The organism is Blastococcus sp. SYSU D00813, from assembly GCF_054050735.1.
This window is the reverse complement of record NZ_JBJGZX010000009.1, coordinates 20,544-37,938: the sequence shown is the minus strand read 5'-3', so window position 1 is coordinate 37,938 and position 17,395 is coordinate 20,544. Positions and strand designations below refer to the sequence as shown.

Below are 17,395 nucleotides of genomic sequence, written 5' to 3'. Positions count from 1 at the left end.
CGCCGGCCAGGTTCGGGCAGCGCCGGCCGGCCGGCTTGTCGATCGCGAAGTCCGCGGACGCGGCGAACGGCGGCAGGACGCAGCACAGCGCCGCGCAGCGCGCGCAGTCGGCGTGCAGGAGGGCGCGGTCGTCGTCCGGGAGCGCTCCCGCTCCCTCCGGGGCGCGCGTCAGGCGACCGGGCGTTCGAAGGTGACCAGGACGCCCTCGACGCCGCCGGGGCCGATGCGGCCCTTCACCTCGACCGCGGTGATCGCCTTGAGCTGCCACCCCTGGCGGGCGTGCTCGTTGAGCACCTTCTCCAGCTTGTCCCCCGACATCTTGCCGCCGAGCAGCCCCTCGCGGAGCTCCTCCACCTTGTACTCGTACCGGCCGGCCATGGCGCGCTCCTCGCTGTCGCCCGGGCACGCACCCGGGGACCCGCAGTCTGCCCGGTCACCGCGCCGGCGGCGGGCTCTCCCCCTCGGGCGGCGTCCCCGGACCCGCGGCCGGGGGACGCACCAGGTCGGCCACGGCGCCCTCCAGGCGGGCCCACGTCGCGCTCCACTCGACCAGCGGCTCGAGCAGCCGCTCGAACACCGCGAGCTGCTCGTCGAAGGCCTGCAGCTGGGCGACCATGCCGGCGATGAGCTGCCGCTGGCCACGCACCGCCTGGTCGATCGCGCGCAGCTGGGCGGCCGACATGGCGCCCGGCGGCGAGGGCAGCCGGGGCAGGGAGAAGCCGCCGGGGACGGCACCTGCGGCCAGCCCGCGGGCCCGCTCGGTGAAGGTCCGGAGCTGGGCCACGAAATCCTCGACGGACCGGGGCACCCGGTTGCCGCCCGCCGGCTCCTGCTCGCTCACCGCGCTCCCCTCTCGACCCGCCCGGCGCGGGTCCCCGTCGCACAGTCTGCCCCGGCCGCGGCGCCGCCGTGCCACGCTGGGCAGGTGCTGCTGCTCGCACACGCGGCGTCCGTCGTCCACGCGCTGGTGGTCGCGTTCATGCTGACCGGCGCGCTGCTGGCGCTGCGCCGGCCCCGGCTGGCGTGGGTGCACGCGCCGGTCGCGGGCGCCGTCCTGGCGGTCAACCTGGCCGGGATGCCGTGCCCGCTGACCGAGCTGGAACTGGCGCTGCGGGCCGAGGCCGGCGCGGCAGGGTTCTCCGGCGGGTGGCTGGGCCACTACGTCTTCAGCCCCGTCGGCCTGGACGTGCACGCGACCGCGGTGCAGGTGGGGATGTACACCGTGGCCCTGGGCGCGAACCTCGTGGGCTACGGGCTCCTGCTGACCCGCCGCCGGCCGGCGCTCAGCCGCTGACGAACGCCCGCAGCGTCTCGGCGTTGCGCACGGCGTGGCCCTCGCCGTCGTTGTTGAAGTACGCGTAGACGTCGCGGTTCTGCGCCCGCCACTCCCCCACCCGGTCGGCCCACCAGCGCAGGTCGTCGTCGGGGTAGGAGCCGGCGTAGAGGTGCGCGCGGTCGGGGCCGTGCAGCCGGACGTAGACGAACGGCGCGGTCGCCCGCAGCACGCAGGGCAGGCCGGCGCCGCTCATCACCACGTAGGCGGCGCCGTGCCGCTCCAGCAGGTCGAAGACCCCGTCGGCGTGCCAGCTGGGGTGGCGGAACTCCACGGCGACGCGCATCCAGGCCGGCAGCCGCTGCAGGAAGAAGCGCAGCCGCTCGTCGTCGCGCTCGTGCGCCGGGTGCAGCTGCACCAGCAGCACCGCCCGCTTGTCGCCGAGCTCGTGCCAGGCCTCGGCCATCCGCTGGACCCACACCTCCGGGGCGTACAGCCGCTTGGCGTGGGTGAGCCCGCGGGGCGCCTTGACCGACAGCTGGAACCCCGGCGGCAGCCGGCGTCGCCAGCCCGCGAACGTCGCCGTCCGCGGCCAGCGGTAGAAGCTGGCGTTGAGCTCCACGGTGCCGAACCGGCGCACGTAGTGCGCGAGCCGGTCCCGGGGCGGCGTCCCCGGCGGGTAGAGGACGCCGTCCCAGTGGTCGTAGCTCCAGCCGGAGGTCCCGACGTGGACCGCGGTCAGCGGCGCATCCCGGCCAGCTTCGTGACGGCGGCCAGCAGCTTCCCGTAGCCGCCGGGCGCGACCCGCACGAGCACGTCGGGCACCTTGGCGCTGACGCCGATGAGCAGCCGGGGCCGGCGCCGCTCGACGGCGTCGACGATCAGCGCGGCCGCCTTCTCCGCGGGGAAGGTCAGCAGCTTGGCGAAGTCGGCCTTGCCCTGCGCCGCCTCCTCTGCGTCGACGCCGCTGGCCACCCGCGCCGTCTCGGCGATCCGGGTGCGGATGCCGCCGGGGTGCACGCTGGTCACGCCGACGCCGTCCTCGGCGAGCTCGTGGCGCAGCGCCTCGGTGAACCCGCGCACGGCGAACTTGCTGGAGCTGTACGCGGCCTGCCCGGCCGGCGCCATCAGCCCGAAGAGGCTGCTCAGGTTGACCACGTGCGAGCCGGGGTGGGCCTTGAGCGTGGGCAGGAACGCCTTGGTCAGCCGGACGACGGCGCGGAAGTTGATCTCCATGACCCAGTCGAACTCGTCGAGGGTCACCTGGTCGAAGCGGCCACCGAGGGCCACACCGGCGTTGTTTACCAGCAGCGTGACGTCCGGGTGGGCCGCGACCAGCTCGTCGGCGACCCGCTGGGTGGCCACCGGGTCGGCCAGGTCGACGACGGCGGTGGCGACCGAGACCCCCGGGTGCGCCGCGCGCACGCCCGCCGCCACGTCCGCCAGCCGCTCGGCGTCGCGGTCGACGAGCACCAGGTCGCTGCCGCGGGCGGCCAGCAGCGGCGCGAGGGCGGCGCCGATGCCGCTGGCCGCGCCGGTCACGACCGCCGTCCCCCCGGCGAAGCGGTAGGCCTCCATCAGGCGGCCGCCTGCACGCGCGCGGGCTGCTTGGCGGAGAAGCGGATGCCCTCGTCCTCCACCGGGCCCCGGCGCAGCAGGACCAGGTCGCGGATGTAGTTCTGGTACAGCTTCCACGGCGCCCGGCCGCCCTGCTGGGGCAGCGCGGCGAGGCTGCGCTGCACGTAACCCGAGGTCAGCCCGAGGAACGGCTCGCGCTCGGGGTCGGCGGGCGCGAGCGGGGTCGCGATCGCCGTGCCGGTCCGCTCCATGTGCGCCAGCAGCCGGGTCACGTAGCGGGCGACGAGGTCGGCCTTCAACGTCCAGGAGGCGTTGGTGTAGCCGATGGTCATCGTGAAGTTGGGGACGCCGGAGATCATCATCCCCTTGTAGGAGACGGTCTCCGACAGCTCCACGGGGGCGCCGTCGACGGTGAGGGTCATGCCGCCGATCGGCAGCAGGTTCAGCCCGGTCGCGGTCACGATCACGTCGGCGTCGAGGTGCTGCCCGGACTCGAGCGCGATGCCCGTCTCGTCGAAGCGTGCGATCCGGTCGGTGACGATCGAGGCCTTCCCGTCGCGGATCACGCGGAACAGGTCGCCGTCGGGGACGACGCACAGCCGCTGGTCCCACGGGTCGTAGGGCGGGGTGAAGTGCGTGTCGACGTCGAAGCCGGCCGGCAGCTGCTGCTCCTGGGCCTTGCGCAGCACCTTCTTCATCACCGCGGGCCGGCGGCGGGACAGCTGGTAGGAGGCCATCGACACCAGCACGCTCTTCCACCGGATCACCGGGTAGACGACGCGCTCGGGCAGGAAGCGGCGCAGCGACTCGGCGAGCTTGTCGCGGCCCGGCAGCGAGACGACGTAGGTGGGGGTGCGCTGCAGCATCGTGACGTGCGCGGCCTGCGGGGCGAGGCTGGGCACGAGGGTGACGGCGGTGGCGCCGCTGCCGATCACGACGACGCGCTTGCCGGTGACGTCGAGGTCCTCGGGCCAGTGCTGCGGGTGCACGACCTGCCCGCGGAAGGTCTCGGCGCCCTCGAAGCGGGGGCTGAAGCCCTCGTCGTAGCGGTAGTAGCCGGAGCAGACCGACAGCCAGGAGCAGGTGAACGCCACCTGCTCGCCGGTGTCGGTGCGCTCGGCGGTGACGGTCCAGAGCGCGTCGTCCGACGACCACTCGGCCGACAGCACCTTGTGCCGGTAGCGGATCTTCGAGTCCACGCCGTACTCGCGGGCGGTCTCCTGGATGTAGCGGCGGATCGAGGGGCCGTCGGCGATGGCCTGCGGGTCGGTCCACGGCCGGAAGGAGTAGCCGAGGGTGAACATGTCCGAGTCCGAGCGGATCCCCGGGTAGCGGAACAGGTCCCAGGTGCCGCCCATCGCCTCGCGGGACTCGAGGACCGCGTAGGTGGTGCCGGGCCGCTCGTCCTCCAGGTGGCAGGCGGCGCCGATGCCGGACAGGCCGGCCCCGACGATCAGGACGTCGACGTGCTCTGCAGTTCCCGCAGTCTCTGCGTTCACAGGGGACTCCCGCTCTCCTCGGTTGCTCCGGCCATCGTGCACCGTGCCGACGCCGTTGTCGACACGGTGTCGAGAGGTTCAACGACGTGTCGGCGGGATGGGTGCGGGTCGTCAGGCCGGGACCTCGTCGGTGCCGTAGATGGCGCGCAGCCAGACGGTCAGCAGGACGTCGAGCAGGGCGTCCTCGGCGAGCGCGGGCTGCCGGCCGGCCAGGGAGAGCTGGATGACGCGCTCGTTCATCCAGTTCAGGGCTACGGCGAGGTCACGGGCCGGCGGTCCCGGCGGCGCGGCGCCGCGGGCGCGCTCGGCCTCGATGGCCGCCGCGGTCTCGGTGACGAAGTCCTCCATCACCGACGACCACAGCGCCTGCACCTCGGGGCTGGCCGCCAGCAGCTCGGTCGCGGCGGCGGTCAGGGCCCGGTGGTCGCGGAAGGTGTCGCGCACGGTGACCAGCGCCGCCCGCCACGCGGCCCGCGCCCCGGCGGCCCCGGCCAGCGCCGCGGACCGGGCCGCGCGGGCCTCGCCGACCACGCGGTCGAGCAGTGCGAGGACGACCGCCTCCTTCGAGGCGAAGTAGAAGTAGAACGTCGAGCGCGAGATGCCGGCGCCGCGCGCGAGGTCGTCGACGGAGATCTCGGCCAGCGGCCGCTGCTCCAGCAGGCGCTCGGCGGTGGCGAGCAGCGCCCGCTCGCGGTCGTCGCCCGAGGTGCGGCGCACCCGCCGGCCGCGGGTGGGTCCCGCACCGTCGCCCGTGCCGTCGCCCGTGCCGTCGCCGTGCAGGGGGGCAGCCATGCCCTCGACGCTAGCCGGTGTCGAGGGAGTCGACACTCCGTCGAGCGACGAGCACCCCGATCAGGGCAGGCGCCAGACCGTCGTCCGGCGCACACCCGGCCCCTCGGTCTCGGCGATCTCGTACACGGCCGCCTCGACCAGCCGGTCGAACGGCAGGTAGGGCCGGCCGGGGTCGCCGACGTAGACCGCGCAGCCGGCGTCCCGGGCCCGGTCGAGGAAGGGCAGCACGCGCTCGGTCATCACCCGGTCGTAGCAGACGTCCCCGGCGAGGACGACGTCCACCGGCGGCACCGGGTGGCCGAGGACGTCGCCCAGCACACCGATGCCGGGGACGCCGTTGAGGCCGGCGTTGACCCCGACCGCCGTCCGGCTGAACGGGTCGACGTCGCTGGCGAGCACCCGGGAGGCCCCGGACAGGGCGGCCGCGACGGCCACCAGCCCGCTGCCGGCGCCCAGGTCGAGCACCCGGCGGCCGGCCACGACCTCCGGGGCGTCGAGGACGAACCGGGCGAGGGCCTGGCCGCCGGGCCAGGCCGCCGCCCAGAACGGCGGCGCCTCCCCCGCTCCCCCGGCGCGCACCTCCATCGCCTCCCACAGGGCGACGACGTCGTCGGCCACGTGCAGCCGCACCTCGGGCACCGAGGACGGACGGCGGACCGCCGTGTGCGCGCGGACGAAGCCGGAGGGGATCACGCGGCCCAGTCCACCACGCCGGGGGTGTCGGGCCGGCTCCCCGCCCGGCTCAGTACCAGCCGGTCGACTGGGAGTGGGACCAGGCGCCGCAGGGGCTGCCGTAGCGGTTGTTGATGTAGATCAGCCCGGCGTCGATCTGGCGGTAGCCGTCGCTGGTCTTGGCGATGCCGGTCCCGGCCCACGTGGAGTCGAGGAACTGGGCGATCCCGTAGGCGGTGCTGGTCGGGTTCTGCGCGTTGGGGTTCCAGCCGCTCTCCCGGCCCCACAGCCGCTCGAGGCAGGAGAACTCGGCGGCGCTGCCGACCTGGGCCAGCGCGTAGTCCTTGAACGAGCCCCGGCTCGCGCCCGAGGACGAGGAGGACGACGACGAGGACGACGGCGCGGGTGCGCTGGTCGTCTGCTGCTGGGCGGCCTGCTCGGCGGCCTCCTGCGCGGCCTGCGCCTCGGCGGCGGCCGCGGCCTCGGCGGCGGCCTGGGCCTCGGCGGCGGCACGGGCGGCGGCCTCCGCGGCGGCGGCCTCGGCGGCCAGCCGGTCGAGCTCGGCCTGGTCGGCGGCCTGCTGGGCCTGCGCGGCGGTGACGGCCGAGGTGCCGCGCTCCGAGCGGGAGGCGGCGAGGTCGCCGAGACCGGACAGGTCGGGCGAGGCGGCCGCGGCCGGGTCGACGCCGAGCGCCTGGGCGACGCTCACCGTCTCGCTGACGGGGGCGGCCTCGGCCGTGGCGGGGGTCTCGCCGGTGGCGACGACGCTGACGAGGACGCCGCCGGCGGCGGCCGCGGCCAGCAGCAGGCCGGGGCGGCGGGAGGTCAGCGCCGAGCGCAGGCGGCGGGAGCGGGTGGTGTGCTGCGAGGACATGCGGGGAGTACTCCGAGTGGGGCTGCGCACGCGGCGCCGGCCCCCTCCCGGAGGGGGCGCGGGCGGTGCTGGGTGTCTTCGGGGGTCCCGGAGGCGCGGCGGGGCGCCGTCGGCGGGGGCGGGGCGGGTGCGGGGGCGGCTACGCGAGCGGGACGCGCGACCGGCGGCACCTGCGGGCCGCGGGAGCCCGGAGGCGGGGCATGCGGAGACTCTCCGTTCCTTCCGTGGCCGCCTACCGAGTTAGCTGACGGGTTCGGGCGGGAAGAAGCCCTACCCGGGCACCGACGGAGGTCGGCGCGCGGGATTCACCCCAGGACTGCGGTGGGTCCCCGGCTCGCTCCCGCTGCTGCGGTCGCGACTCGGCGGCGTCCGGCCGAACTCCCCGGGTGGGGTGAGACGACCGGCCGGACGCAGCCACGGTAGGTGCCGTTACCGGCCCGTGACAATGGCACGGGCCGAACTCGCTGCGTGACGGATCTCGCCCCACTCGTCCCGGGCGTCCCCGGGTGCCGCACCGGGACGACGCTGCGTCACGGCCGGGGCACCGGCGGGGTCGCGGGTCGGGTCCCCGGTCAGAGGGCCCGGGGGCGCAGGTCAGGAGGCGACGGGGCGCCGTCCGTCGCCGAGGACGACGAGGTCGGCCGAGCCGCCGGCGACCGAGGAGAGCACGTCCTCGAGCTGCCCGGTCAGCCGGCGCAGCGACTGGCGCGCCTCGTCCCGCTGGCGGCGCAGGTCGTCCACCTCGGCCTGGGCGCCGGCCAGCCGGGCGGCCGAGGCGGCCTCGGCGGCCTCGCGGTCCTGGCGGGCGCGGGCGTCCTCGTCGTCCCGCCGGCGCTCGGCCTCGGCCAGCAGCGCCGCCGCCTCGTCGCGGGCCGCGGCGAGGACGAGGGCGGCCTGCTGGCGCAGGCCGCGCGCCTCCACCCGCGCGGTGTCGCGCTCGGCGACGGCGGCCGCCCGCATGGCCTCGACCTTCTCCAGGCGCGCCTGCGCCTCGGCACGGGCCTCCTCGGTCGTCCGCTGCGCCTCCTCCAGCGCCCCGGCGGTGAGGGCCTCGGCCTCCTCGGCGGCGCGGGCGAGGACCTCCTCGGCCAGCCCGCGGCCCTCGGCGGTCTCCCGCTCGCGGTGCAGCTGCGCCAGCCGGCAGCGGGCGTTCTGCAGCTCGGCGGAGCAGGCCGCGTAGCGGCTGAGGAGGTGGTCGGCCTCGCGGCGGGCGAGCGCGATCTCCGCCTCCGCCCAGGCGACGTAGTTGTCGACCTGGAGCCGGTCGTAGCCGCGCAGCGCGCCGGAGAACGTGGGCGCCGTGCTCAGCAGCCCGTCGAGCCCGCCCGGCGCCCGGGGCTCCCCCTCGAGCGCTCCCTCTGCGTGCGTCCGCTGCGACATCCGGCGCCCCCTGGTCCCCCTGGCCGACACGGTCCGGGCCCCGCGAGCGGCCCGATGGGGGAACAGTGGCAGACCGCGGCGGCCGTCCGGGACCGTCGCAGGCCCGTGCGGGACGACACCGGCGTAGTTCCAGCGGCCCGTGCCCGGCCCGCTACGGCGCGCGGTCGTCAGGTCACGGGCAGGTCACGCGAGCGCGGTGCACGGCCGGGGAGCCGGGCCCGTGCGGACCCGGCTCCCCTGCCGTCGGCGCGGACGGCGACGCTCAGAGCGCCCCGCCGGTCATCGGCCGGATCATCGACTCCTGGGTGCAGGTGGCGACGAGCCGGCCGTCCTCGGTGAAGACCTCCCCGACCCCGAAGGCGCGGCCGCCGCCGGTGAAGGTGCTCCGCAGCGAGTACAGCAGCCACTCCCCCGCGGCGACGTCGTCGTGGAAGTACAGCGCGTGGCTGAGCACCCCGGTCGACAGCGAGCGGTGGGCCAGGGCCAGGCCGACCCCTTCGTGCGGGCGCATCGCGGCGCCGAGGAAGGAGTTGGTGCTGGCCCAGGTGAGCAGCGCCTGGGAGACCTCCCGCTCGGTGCGGTCGGTCGCCCAGCGTGACCAGTACTGCAGCTCCGGCGGCCCGGTCAGCGCGGGGTCGAAGACGTCGACTCCGCCGACGGTGCGCTGCTCGTGGCCCTCCAGCCAGCTCTGCTGCGCCGGGGCGTCGTCCGGGCGGCCGACGGCCGGCGGCCGGCTGCCGTGCCGGATGACGTCGGGCTCGTCGGCGCCCAGCAGCAGCAGCGACCGGGCCAGGCGGCGCTCGCCCTGGCTGACCGTCACCGAGATGCTGGCCAGCGACCGGCCCTCGTGGAACCGCTCGACGTCGAGGGTGACCGGCTGGTCGGCCCGGCCCGTGCGGGCGAAGGTCGAGTGCACCGAGGTGACCCGCTTGCCGCCGGCCTCGGCGGTGGCCGCCACGATCGCCTGCGCGACCATCTGCGCGCCGGCCACGACCGGCCCCTCGGTGGCCAGGCACTGCCCGACGTAGCGGCCGTTCCCCTGCGACTCGAGTTCCAGCACCCGCAGGACGCCGTCGACGGTCGGGCGGGCCGCGGTCTCGCTCGCGCTCACGCCGGAGTCCCGTTCGCGGCCGCCTTCTCGGCCTGGATGGTGCCCTGGATGCCGTCCTCGGCGCGGGCGCCGGGGAAGCCGTCCTCGTGGATCGTCGACCAGTGGGCGTGGTTGAGCTCGTGCAGGGTGAAGCAGGCCTTGAGCGCGTTCTGGAAGCCCATGTTGTCCTGGCTCTGGTTGACCGACTCCTTGATCAGCAGCGCGGTCACGGTCGGCAGGGCGGCAATCCGGCGGGCGAGGGCGAGCGTGCCCTCGGCGAGCTCCTCGCGGCTGAAGACCTTGCTGACCATGCCCAGGGCGTGCGCCTCGCGGGCGTCGATGGAGTCGCCGGTGAGCAGCAGTTCCTTGGTCTTGCGCGGGCCGAACTCCCACGGGTGGGCGAAGTACTCCACGCCGCACATGCCCAGCCGCTGCCCGACGACGTCGGAGAAGACGGCGTCCTCGGCGGCGACGATGAGGTCGCAGGCCCACATCAGCATCAGCCCGGCCGACATCACGTTGCCGTGCACCTCGGCGATGGTGATCTTGCGCAGGTCGCGCCAGCGGCGGGTGTTCTGGAAGTAGTAGTGCCACTCCTGGAGGAACAGCTTCTCCGGGCCGAGCCGGGTCCCGCCGTCGATCCGCACGGTCGGGTGCTGGTCGGGGCCCGGCGACCACTCGGCGATCGACTGCCTGGAGCCGGTGTCGTGGCCGGCCGAGAACATGGTGCCCTCGGCGCCCAGGACGACCACGCGCACCCGGTCGTCCATCTCGGCGGCCCGGAAGGCCTCGTCGAGCTCGACGAGCATGCCGCGGTTCTGGGCGTTGCGCTGCCTGGGCCGGTTCAGGTTGATCCGGACGATCGCGCCGTCGTCGTAGGACTCGGTGGTGATGAACTGGTACTCCGCCATGCGGGTGCCGCCTCTCGCGCCCGGCGTCCTCGCCGGGGTCGGTCCGATCGGGTGCCTTCGGTGGTGCGGACACGGCCGAGGCGCCGGCCGGACGGTCGAACTCGTCCGGCCGGCGCCTCGGGTCGTGCTGGTGCGTCTGCGCGGTGCGACTCAGGCGGCGATGGCCTTGTCGTCGGCGGCGAAGCCGAAGAGCTTGTTCAGGTTGCCGCCCATGACCTTGGCCTTGTCCTCGTCCGACAGGCCCTCGAGCTCGTTCATGTACTCGATCGGGTCGTGCAGGCCCTCGGGGTGCGGGTAGTCCGACCCGAAGACGACGTTGTCGACGCCCATGGCCTCGATGACGCCGAGCACGTCCTCCTCGAAGAACGGGTGCAGCATGATCGAGCGGCGCAGCGCCACGGTCGGGTCCTCGTCGAAGGCGCCCGGGTTGCGGCCGTAGACCTTCTCCATCGTGCCGAGCAGCGGCTTGAGCCAGGAGCTGCCGTTCTCCACCGGCATGAACCGGATGTCGGGGAACCGGGTGGCCAGGCCGTGGCCGACGATCGAGGCCACCGTGTCCTTGATGCCGCGGTACTCGGCCGAGACGAGCGCGTGGAAGCCCGAGTTCTTGACGAACGGCAGGTGCTCGCCCTGGCGGCCCTCCCACTCGTTGAGGTAGCGGGTCTGGCCGTCGTCGGAGGAGTGCATGCCGACGACGATCCCGGCCTCCTGGACGCGGGCCCAGAACGGGTCGTACTCCGGCAGCGCGAACGACCGGCGGCGGCCGTTGTAGCCGGGGACGGGCGCCGGGCGGATCAGGATGGCCTTGGCGCCGCGCTCGAGGACGTAGTCGAGCTCGGCGAGGGCCTTGTCCAGGACCGGCAGGGTGATGACCGGGGTCGGGAAGATCCGGTTCTCGTAGTTGAAGGTCCAGTGCTCGTGCATCCACTCGTTGAGCGCGTGCACCATGACGTGGGTGGCGTCCGGGTCGTCGGCCAGGCGCTCCTCCAGCAGCGACGCCAGGGTCGGCCACATGACCGCGCGGTCCAGGCCCAGCTCGTCGAGGACCGGCAGCCGGTCGGCCGGGTTGAAGAACGCCGGCGGCGACTCGATGGTCTTCGGCGGCATGCCCTCGATGGTCTTGCGCTCCTCGTTGGTGGTCTCGCCGAACGAGGTCTTGTTGCTCAGCGGCTTGTGCTTCGAGGAGGGGTTCTTCGCGCGGAACTCGAGCTCCAGGGCGCCGGGGGGCGCGACCTTGTTGAACGTCGGGTTCGGGATGTACTCGCTGATGACGTTGCGCAGCGCGATCTTGGTGCGCCCGTTCACCTGGACGTACTTGACCAGGCCCGCGTACTCGGCCGGCAGGTACTTGGTGAAGGCGTCGGTGGTCTCGTAGAAGTGGTTGTCGGCGTCGAACACCGGGAAGTCGAGTCGTCGGGCCACGAGGCCCCTCCCTCATCGGTCGGATCGCGCACCAGGCCCGGGCGGGCGGGCCTGGAGGGACGCGCGGCTGAACAGCGGCGCCCTGAACGTATCGGTGCCCTGAGTCACTTTCAAGGTCTTGAATGTGATTCAGATAAAAACGTCGAACTGTCCGCTGCGCCGAGACGCCGGCCGGGCCGCGGGGCGCGCGGCCCGGCCGGCGCGTCACGCCGCGGCGGGCAGGGCGCCGCTGTCGGCCGGGAAGCCGAGCAGCTGGTTGAGGTTGCCGCCCATGATCTTGGCCTGTTCCGCCACCGGGAGGGTCTCGATCTCGTCGATGAAGCTCGTCGGGTCGTGCAGGCCCTCCGGGTGCGGGTAGTCCGACCCGAAGACGACGTTGTCGGCCCCGATCGCGTCCACGACGCCGAGGATGTCCTCCTCGAAGAACGGGTGGATCATGATCGACCGCTTGAGCGCCACGAGCGGGTCCTCGTCGAAGGCGCCGGGGTTGCGGCCGTAGACCTTCTCCATCGTGGTCATCAGCGGCTTGAGCCAGGCACTGCCGTTCTCCACCGGCATGAACCGGATGTCGGGGAACCGGGTGGCCAGGCCGTGGCCGACGATCGAGGTGACGGTGTCCTTGATGCCGCGGTACTGCGCCATCAGGATCTTGGAGAAGCCCGACGGCTTCTGCCCGAAGGGCAGGAACTCCCCGACGTGGCCCTCCCACTCGTTGAGGTAGCGCTGCTGGCCGTCGTCGGAGGAGTGCATCCCGACCAGCACGCCGGCCTCCTGGACGCGGGCCCAGAACGGGTCGAACTCCGGCAGCGCGAACGACCGGCGGCGGCCGTTGTAGCCCGGGACGGGCGCCGGGCGGATCAGCACGGCCTTGGCCCCGCGCTCGACGACGTACTCGAGCTCGGCGATCGCCTCGTCGACCAGCGGCAGCGTGATGACCGGGGTCGGGAAGATCCGGTTCTCGTAGTTGTAGGTCCAGTGCTCGTGCATCCACTCGTTGAGCGCGTGGACCATCACGTGCGTGGCGTCCGGGTCGTCGGCCAGCCGCTCCTCGAGCAGCGAGGCGAGCGTGGGCCACATGATCGCCCGGTCGATGTTGAGCTCGTCGAGCAGCGGCAGCCGGTCGGCCGGGTTGAAGAACGCCGGCGGCGACTCGATGTACTTCGGCGGCATCCCGGCGATCTTCTCGTCGCCGGCCTTCTTCTCCAGGAACTGCCCGGCCCCGCCGACCGGCACGTGCTTGGACGACGGGTTCTTCGCCCGGAACTCCAGCTCCTGCGCGCCGGGCGGGGCGACCTTGTTGAAGGTCGGGTTGGGGATGTACTCGCTGATCGTGTTCTTCAGCGCGATCTTGGTCCGCCCGTTGACCTGCACGTACTTGACCAGGCCCTCGTACTCCTCGGGGAGGTACTTGGTGAAGGCGTCGGTCGTCTCGTACATGTGGTTGTCGGCGTCGAACACCGGGAAGTCGAGCCGTCTCGACACAGGGCCTCTCCTCGTCGTCAGCACGGCGGGCCGGGGGGACAGGTCGCACCCGGCCGGGCACGCCTCCGCGCCGGGGCGACCGAACCCTAGTGGGTGGCCTGAGTTACCTTCAACGCCCTGAAGGCTCCTCAGCGGCCGTCCGTCCCTGGCAGACTCGACCCCGTGCCGGCAGCCCCGGGAGCCGATCCCCGCCCCCCGATCGAGCACCAGTCCCCCGCCTCCGCCGGGTCCGACTCCCCCCTGCGGGACGCCGCGGCCGCCGCCCGGGAGCGCCGGCGGCTCGAGCGCCTGGAGAGCGGACGGCGGGAGATCCTCGCCGTCGCGGAGCGGCTGTTCGTCGAGCAGGGCTACGAGGGCACCAGCCTCGAGCAGATCGCCGCCGGCTGCGGCTTCTCGGTCGGCAGCATCTACAACTTCTTCCGCAACAAGGACGCGCTCTACGCCGCCGCCCTGGAGCGGCACGGCGCCTCCCTCGGGCACTCGTTCCGCGCCTCGGCCGAGGCGGCGCCCACGGGCATCGACAAGGTCCTGGCCATGGCGCGCGCCGCCGTGCACGACCTGCGCGGCCACCCCCGGCACGCCCGCCTGACCCTCTCGTCCATGGCCGCGGACCTCGACGCCACCGCCGACCGCGGCTCGCTGCGCGCCGTCCTGGAGGCCTACGCCGAGGCGATCGCCGAGGGCCAGCGCGACGGCACGGTCCGGGCCGGCACCCCGCGTCACCTGGCGCAGTTCGTCGGCGGCCTCGTGCTGGCCCAGGCACAGGTCGACCCGGAGATCACCGAAGCGGCCGACGGCATCCCGCTCGAGGAGTTCCTCGACATCGTCCGCAGCGCCCTGGCCCGTCCCGGCGACCGAGCCCGTCCCGGCGGCCGGGCCCGTGCCGGCGATCGGGCCCGTCCCGCCGGGTGACGCCTCCCCCGCCGGGGAATGCGCCCGCCGCCCGGCCGGTTGCACGCGACAGTAGTTGAGACTTCAACCGAAGAGGGCGAGACGGATGCAGTTCGGGATCTTCACGGTCAGCGACATCACGACCGACCCCACCACCGGCCGCACCCCCAGCGAGGCCGAGCGCATCCAGGCCGTGCTGCGGATCGCGGAGAAGGCCGAGGAGGTCGGGCTCGACGTCTTCGCCCTGGGCGAGCACCACAACCCGCCGTTCTTCTCGTCCTCCCCCACCACGACGCTGGCCTACGTCGCGGCGCGGACCACGCGGCTGCAGCTGTCGACGGCGACGACGCTGATCACGACGAACGACCCGGTGAAGATCGCCGAGGACTACGCGATGCTGCAGCACCTGTCCGGCGGCCGCGTCGACCTGATGATGGGCCGCGGCAACACCGGCCCGGTCTACCCGTGGTTCGGCAAGGACATCCGTGACGGCATCCCGCTGGCCGTGGAGAACTACGCGCTGCTGCGTCGGCTGTGGGACGAGGAGGTCGTCGACTGGAAGGGCCGGTACCGCACGCCGCTGCAGGGCTTCACCTCGACGCCGCGGCCGCTGGACGGCGTCCCGCCCTTCGTGTGGCACGGCTCGATCCGCAGCCCGCAGATCGCCGAGCAGGCCGCGTACTACGGCGACGGCTTCTTCGCCAACCACATCTTCTGGCCCAAGGAGCACACCCAGCGGATGGTCGAGTTCTACCGCGGCCGCTTCGAGCACCACGGCCACGGCAGCGCCGACCAGGCGATCGTCGGCCTGGGCGGGCAGGTCTTCATGCGGAAGAACAGCCAGGACGCCGTCGCCGAGTTCCGGCCGTACTTCGACGAGGCGCCTGTGTACGGGCACGGCCCGTCGCTGGAGGAGTTCAGCCGGGAGACGCCGCTGACCGTCGGCAGTCCCCAGCAGGTCATCGAGCGCACGCTGGGCTTCCGGGACTACGTCGGCGACTACCAGCGGCAGCTGTTCCTGGTCGACCACGCCGGCCTGCCGCTGAAGACCGTCCTCGAGCAGCTGGACCTCCTCGGCGAGGAGGTCGTGCCGGTGCTGCGCCGCGAGTTCGCCGCCCTCAAGCCGGCACACGTCCCCGACGCGCCGACGCACGCGTCGCGGGTCGCCGCCCGCGGCGGAGCCGTCGACAGCACCGTGCACGCCGTCGGCGACGACGTCACCGGCCGCACCGTGGAGCAGGTCGCCGAGGAGGCGGGCGCCCGATGAGCACCCGGACCCTCGCCGTCGTCAGCGCCGGGCTGAGCACGCCGTCGTCCACCCGGCTGCTGGCCGACCGGCTCACCGCGGCCACCGTCGACGCGCTGCGCCTGCGCGGGGACGACGCCACCGTCGAGGTCGTCGAGCTGCGCGAGCACGCCCGCGAGCTGGCCGACCACCTGGTCACCGGCTTCCCGGCCGGCCGGCTGCGCGACGCCCTCGACACCGTCGCCGGCGCCGACGGGCTGATCGCGGTGACCCCGGTGTTCAGCGCCTCCTACAGCGGGCTGTTCAAGACGTTCTTCGACGTCCTGGACCGCGACGCGCTGACCGGCACCCCGGTGCTGCTCGGCGCGACGGCCGGCAGCGCCCGGCACTCGCTGGTGCTCGAGCACGCGATGCGCCCGCTGTTCTCCTACCTGCGCGCGGTCGCCGTCCCCACCGCCGTGTTCGCCGCGGCCGAGGACTGGGCCGACGGGGACGGCGGCGCGCTGACCCCGCGCGTCGAGCGGGCCGCGGGCGAGCTGGCCGGCCTGGTCGCCGGCCGGCCCGTCCGGGCGGCGCGGGCCCCGGCCGACCCCTTCACCGACTTCGTCCCCTTCGACCAGCTCCTCGGCGGCACCTGACCCGGCCCCGTCCAGGTCACCGCCCCGGGCCTGCGAGGGGTGGGGAGGACGGGGCCGTTCGTCAGGCCATGGCGCCCGCGGACGCCGGGGCCGAGCCGCCCTGCGGGGCCTCCCCGCGCATGATCGAGGCGATCGCCGCGCGGTCGGCCGCCGAGGGCAGGCCCCAGCCCGGCTCGTAGCCGTAGACGCGGCCCAGCGGGGTGGACGACGTCCGGCCGTCGAGCAGCTCCACCGCGTCGGTGCCGATCAGGCCCGGGTGCTCGACGCCGCACGCCTCGGCCACCTTGAGCAGGTCGCGCCGCAGCGTGGCCACGTAGTTGGCCAGCCGGACCGACTTGAGCTCGGGGTCCAGGCCGCGGGCCAGCCAGGCGTTCTGCGTGGCGACGCCGGTCGGGCAGGTGTCGGTGTGGCACTTCTGCGCCTGGATGCAGCCGATCGCCAGCATCGCCTCGCGGCCGACGTTCACCATGTCGCAGCCCAGCGCGAACGCCACGATCGCGTTGTCCGGCAGGCCGAGCTTGCCGCCGCCGATGAAGGTCACCTGCTCGTGCAGCCCGCGCCGGGCGAAGGTGGAGTACACGCGGGTGAAGCCGAGCTGGAAGGGCAGCGACACCGAGTCGGCGAAGACCATCGGCGCGGCGCCGGTGCCGCCCTCGCCGCCGTCGATCGTCACGAAGTCGACGCCGCGGCCGGTGGTCGCCATCAGCTCGGTGAGCTCGTCCCAGAAACCCATGTCGCCGACGGCCGCCTTGATCCCCACCGGCAGGCCCGTCTCGGCGGCCAGCAGCTCCACCCAGTCGAGCATGCTGTCGGTGTCGCGGAACTCGGCGTGCCGCGAGGGGCTCACGCAGGTCTGGCCGACCGGCACCCCGCGGGCCGCGGCGATCTCCGGGGACACCTTCGCCGCCGGGAGGACGCCGCCCAGGCCCGGCTTGGCGCCCTGGCTGAGCTTGACCTCCAGCGCCCGCACCGGCGCGCCGGCGACCAGGTCCCGGAGCCGAGCGAGGTCGAAGCGCCCGTGCTCGTCGCGGCAGCCGAAGTAGGCGGTGCCGATCTGGAACACCAGCTCGCCGCCGTGCCGGTGGTGCACCGACAGCCCGCCCTCGCCGGTGTTCTGCAGGCAGCCGGCCAGCGCCGAGCCCCGGTTGAGCGCCTCGACCGCCGTCGCCGACAGCGAGCCGAAGCTCATCGCCGAGACGTTGACGACCGAGGACGGCCGGAACGCGGCCCGCCTCCCCCGCGGTCCGCCGAGCACCTTCGCCGACGGCAGCGGCACGTCCTCGGCCGACGCGGGGTGCGACGGCGGCACCGCGGTGCCGAAGGTCTTGTGCTTGATGATCGGGTAGCCGGCGGTGTGCTCGAGGTCGTTGTCGGTGCCGAAGCCGAAGTAGTTGTTCTGCTTCTTGGCCGAGGCGTAGACCCACCGGCGCTGGTCGCGGGTGAACGGCCGCTCCTCCTCGTTGCCGGCGACGAGGTACTGCCGGATCTCCGGACCCATCCGCTCCAGCAGGTAGCGGGCGTGCCCGACGACGGGGTAGTTGCGCAGGACGGCGTGCTGCCGCTGCATGAGGTCCCGGGCGGCGACGGCGACGACTGCGCCGAGGCCGGCCGCGGCGGTACGGGCGAGTCCTCTCATGCCGTCACAGT

The 17,395-nt window shown here is 74.1% G+C and carries 18 protein-coding genes and 1 riboswitch; of the genes, 4 read left to right on the top strand and 14 right to left on the bottom strand.

What is annotated here, in order from left to right; all coding sequences use genetic code 11:
* Positions 1 to 168: 168 nt before the first annotated feature.
* Positions 169 to 378, bottom strand: a complete 210-nt coding sequence (locus tag ACI8AX_RS08415) for a DUF4177 domain-containing protein (protein WP_456549346.1) — start codon at positions 376 to 378, stop codon at positions 169 to 171.
* Positions 379 to 433: 55 nt separating this feature from the next.
* Positions 434 to 841 carry a hypothetical protein gene (locus ACI8AX_RS08410; RefSeq protein WP_456549345.1) on the bottom strand — a complete coding sequence of 136 codons (408 nt, stop codon included), beginning with the start codon at positions 839 to 841 and terminating at the stop codon, positions 434 to 436.
* A gap of 84 nt (positions 842 to 925) precedes the next feature.
* Between ACI8AX_RS08410 and ACI8AX_RS08405 the strand changes: the two genes are divergently transcribed.
* Positions 926 to 1,294, top strand: a complete 369-nt coding sequence (locus ACI8AX_RS08405) for a DUF2784 domain-containing protein (RefSeq protein WP_456549344.1) — start codon at positions 926 to 928, stop codon at positions 1,292 to 1,294.
* Here the strand turns inward: ACI8AX_RS08405 and ACI8AX_RS08400 are convergent.
* From ACI8AX_RS08400 to ACI8AX_RS08350, 11 genes are all read right to left on the bottom strand, one after another.
* A complete protein-coding gene (locus ACI8AX_RS08400) occupies positions 1,284 to 2,015 on the bottom strand; it encodes a DUF72 domain-containing protein (RefSeq protein ID WP_456549463.1) in 732 nt (243 codons plus the stop codon). The genes ACI8AX_RS08405 and ACI8AX_RS08400 overlap by 11 nt on opposite strands.
* Positions 2,012 to 2,851, bottom strand: a complete 840-nt coding sequence (locus ACI8AX_RS08395; protein WP_456549343.1) for an SDR family NAD(P)-dependent oxidoreductase — start codon at positions 2,849 to 2,851, stop codon at positions 2,012 to 2,014. Before ACI8AX_RS08395 ends, ACI8AX_RS08400 begins: the two co-directional genes overlap by 4 nt.
* Entirely contained in the window at positions 2,851 to 4,350 is a 1,500-nt protein-coding gene (locus tag ACI8AX_RS08390; RefSeq protein ID WP_456549342.1) for a flavin-containing monooxygenase, read from the bottom strand. The genes ACI8AX_RS08395 and ACI8AX_RS08390 overlap by 1 nt, the downstream gene beginning before the upstream one ends.
* Positions 4,351 to 4,461: 111 nt before the next feature.
* Entirely contained in the window at positions 4,462 to 5,142 is a 681-nt protein-coding gene (locus tag ACI8AX_RS08385) for a TetR/AcrR family transcriptional regulator (protein ID WP_456549341.1), read from the bottom strand.
* A gap of 60 nt (positions 5,143 to 5,202) precedes the next feature.
* Positions 5,203 to 5,835: a class I SAM-dependent methyltransferase gene (locus ACI8AX_RS08380; RefSeq protein ID WP_456549340.1), complete on the bottom strand. Its 633-nt coding sequence runs from the start codon at positions 5,833 to 5,835 to the stop codon at positions 5,203 to 5,205.
* 49 nt (positions 5,836 to 5,884) lie between these two features.
* Positions 5,885 to 6,688, bottom strand: a complete 804-nt coding sequence (locus ACI8AX_RS08375; protein ID WP_456549339.1) for an aggregation-promoting factor C-terminal-like domain-containing protein — start codon at positions 6,686 to 6,688, stop codon at positions 5,885 to 5,887.
* 214 nt (positions 6,689 to 6,902) lie between these two features.
* A riboswitch (cyclic di-AMP (ydaO/yuaA leader) is annotated at positions 6,903 to 7,063 on the bottom strand.
* Positions 7,064 to 7,282: 219 nt separating this feature from the next.
* A complete protein-coding gene (locus ACI8AX_RS08370; RefSeq protein WP_456549338.1) occupies positions 7,283 to 8,068 on the bottom strand; it encodes a hypothetical protein in 786 nt (261 codons plus the stop codon).
* A 262-nt stretch (positions 8,069 to 8,330) separates the two neighbouring features.
* Positions 8,331 to 9,179, bottom strand: coding sequence for an acyl-CoA thioesterase (locus ACI8AX_RS08365; protein ID WP_456549337.1), 849 nt, complete (start codon positions 9,177 to 9,179; stop codon positions 8,331 to 8,333).
* Positions 9,176 to 10,069, bottom strand: coding sequence for an enoyl-CoA hydratase (locus ACI8AX_RS08360; RefSeq protein ID WP_456549336.1), 894 nt, complete (start codon positions 10,067 to 10,069; stop codon positions 9,176 to 9,178). The genes ACI8AX_RS08365 and ACI8AX_RS08360 overlap by 4 nt, the downstream gene beginning before the upstream one ends.
* Positions 10,070 to 10,219: 150 nt before the next feature.
* Positions 10,220 to 11,491 (bottom strand): amidohydrolase family protein, encoded by a 1,272-nt coding sequence (locus ACI8AX_RS08355; protein WP_456549335.1) that lies wholly within the window; start codon positions 11,489 to 11,491, stop codon positions 10,220 to 10,222.
* Positions 11,492 to 11,695: 204 nt separating this feature from the next.
* Positions 11,696 to 12,973, bottom strand: coding sequence for an amidohydrolase family protein (locus tag ACI8AX_RS08350; protein ID WP_456549334.1), 1,278 nt, complete (start codon positions 12,971 to 12,973; stop codon positions 11,696 to 11,698).
* Between the two features lie 162 nt (positions 12,974 to 13,135).
* Here ACI8AX_RS08350 and ACI8AX_RS08345 point away from each other — a divergent pair, with 162 nt between their 5' ends.
* The 3 genes from ACI8AX_RS08345 (at position 13,136) to ACI8AX_RS08335 (ending at position 15,748) form a co-directional block, all read left to right on the top strand.
* Positions 13,136 to 13,885, top strand: coding sequence for a TetR/AcrR family transcriptional regulator (locus ACI8AX_RS08345; protein ID WP_456549333.1), 750 nt, complete (start codon positions 13,136 to 13,138; stop codon positions 13,883 to 13,885).
* Between the two features lie 85 nt (positions 13,886 to 13,970).
* Positions 13,971 to 15,131: an LLM class flavin-dependent oxidoreductase gene (locus ACI8AX_RS08340; protein WP_456549332.1), complete on the top strand. Its 1,161-nt coding sequence runs from the start codon at positions 13,971 to 13,973 to the stop codon at positions 15,129 to 15,131.
* A complete protein-coding gene (locus ACI8AX_RS08335) occupies positions 15,128 to 15,748 on the top strand; it encodes an FMN reductase (RefSeq protein WP_456549331.1) in 621 nt (206 codons plus the stop codon). The genes ACI8AX_RS08340 and ACI8AX_RS08335 overlap by 4 nt, the downstream gene beginning before the upstream one ends.
* A 61-nt stretch (positions 15,749 to 15,809) precedes the next feature.
* On the opposite strand, the gene ACI8AX_RS08330 is transcribed toward ACI8AX_RS08335, so the two are convergent.
* Complete coding sequence (locus tag ACI8AX_RS08330; protein WP_456549330.1) at positions 15,810 to 17,384, bottom strand: FMN-binding glutamate synthase family protein; 1,575 nt, start codon at positions 17,382 to 17,384, stop codon at positions 15,810 to 15,812.
* Positions 17,385 to 17,395: the final 11 nt, after the last annotated feature.

Coding starts and splice junctions, on each gene's coding strand:
- ACI8AX_RS08415 (WP_456549346.1), bottom strand. CDS start 378: ATGGCCGGCCGGTACGAGTACAAGGTGGAGGAGCTCCGCGAGGGGCTG.
- ACI8AX_RS08395 (WP_456549343.1), bottom strand. CDS start 2,851: ATGGAGGCCTACCGCTTCGCCGGGGGGACGGCGGTCGTGACCGGCGCG.
- ACI8AX_RS08385 (WP_456549341.1), bottom strand. CDS start 5,142: ATGGCTGCCCCCCTGCACGGCGACGGCACGGGCGACGGCACGGGCGAC.
- ACI8AX_RS08375 (WP_456549339.1), bottom strand. CDS start 6,688: ATGTCCTCGCAGCACACCACCCGCTCCCGCCGCCTGCGCTCGGCGCTG.
- ACI8AX_RS08370 (WP_456549338.1), bottom strand. CDS start 8,068: ATGTCGCAGCGGACGCACGCAGAGGGAGCGCTCGAGGGGGAGCCCCGG.
- ACI8AX_RS08360 (WP_456549336.1), bottom strand. CDS start 10,069: ATGGCGGAGTACCAGTTCATCACCACCGAGTCCTACGACGACGGCGCG.
- ACI8AX_RS08340 (WP_456549332.1), top strand. CDS start 13,971: ATGCAGTTCGGGATCTTCACGGTCAGCGACATCACGACCGACCCCACC.
- ACI8AX_RS08335 (WP_456549331.1), top strand. CDS start 15,128: ATGAGCACCCGGACCCTCGCCGTCGTCAGCGCCGGGCTGAGCACGCCG.
- ACI8AX_RS08330 (WP_456549330.1), bottom strand. CDS start 17,384: ATGAGAGGACTCGCCCGTACCGCCGCGGCCGGCCTCGGCGCAGTCGTC.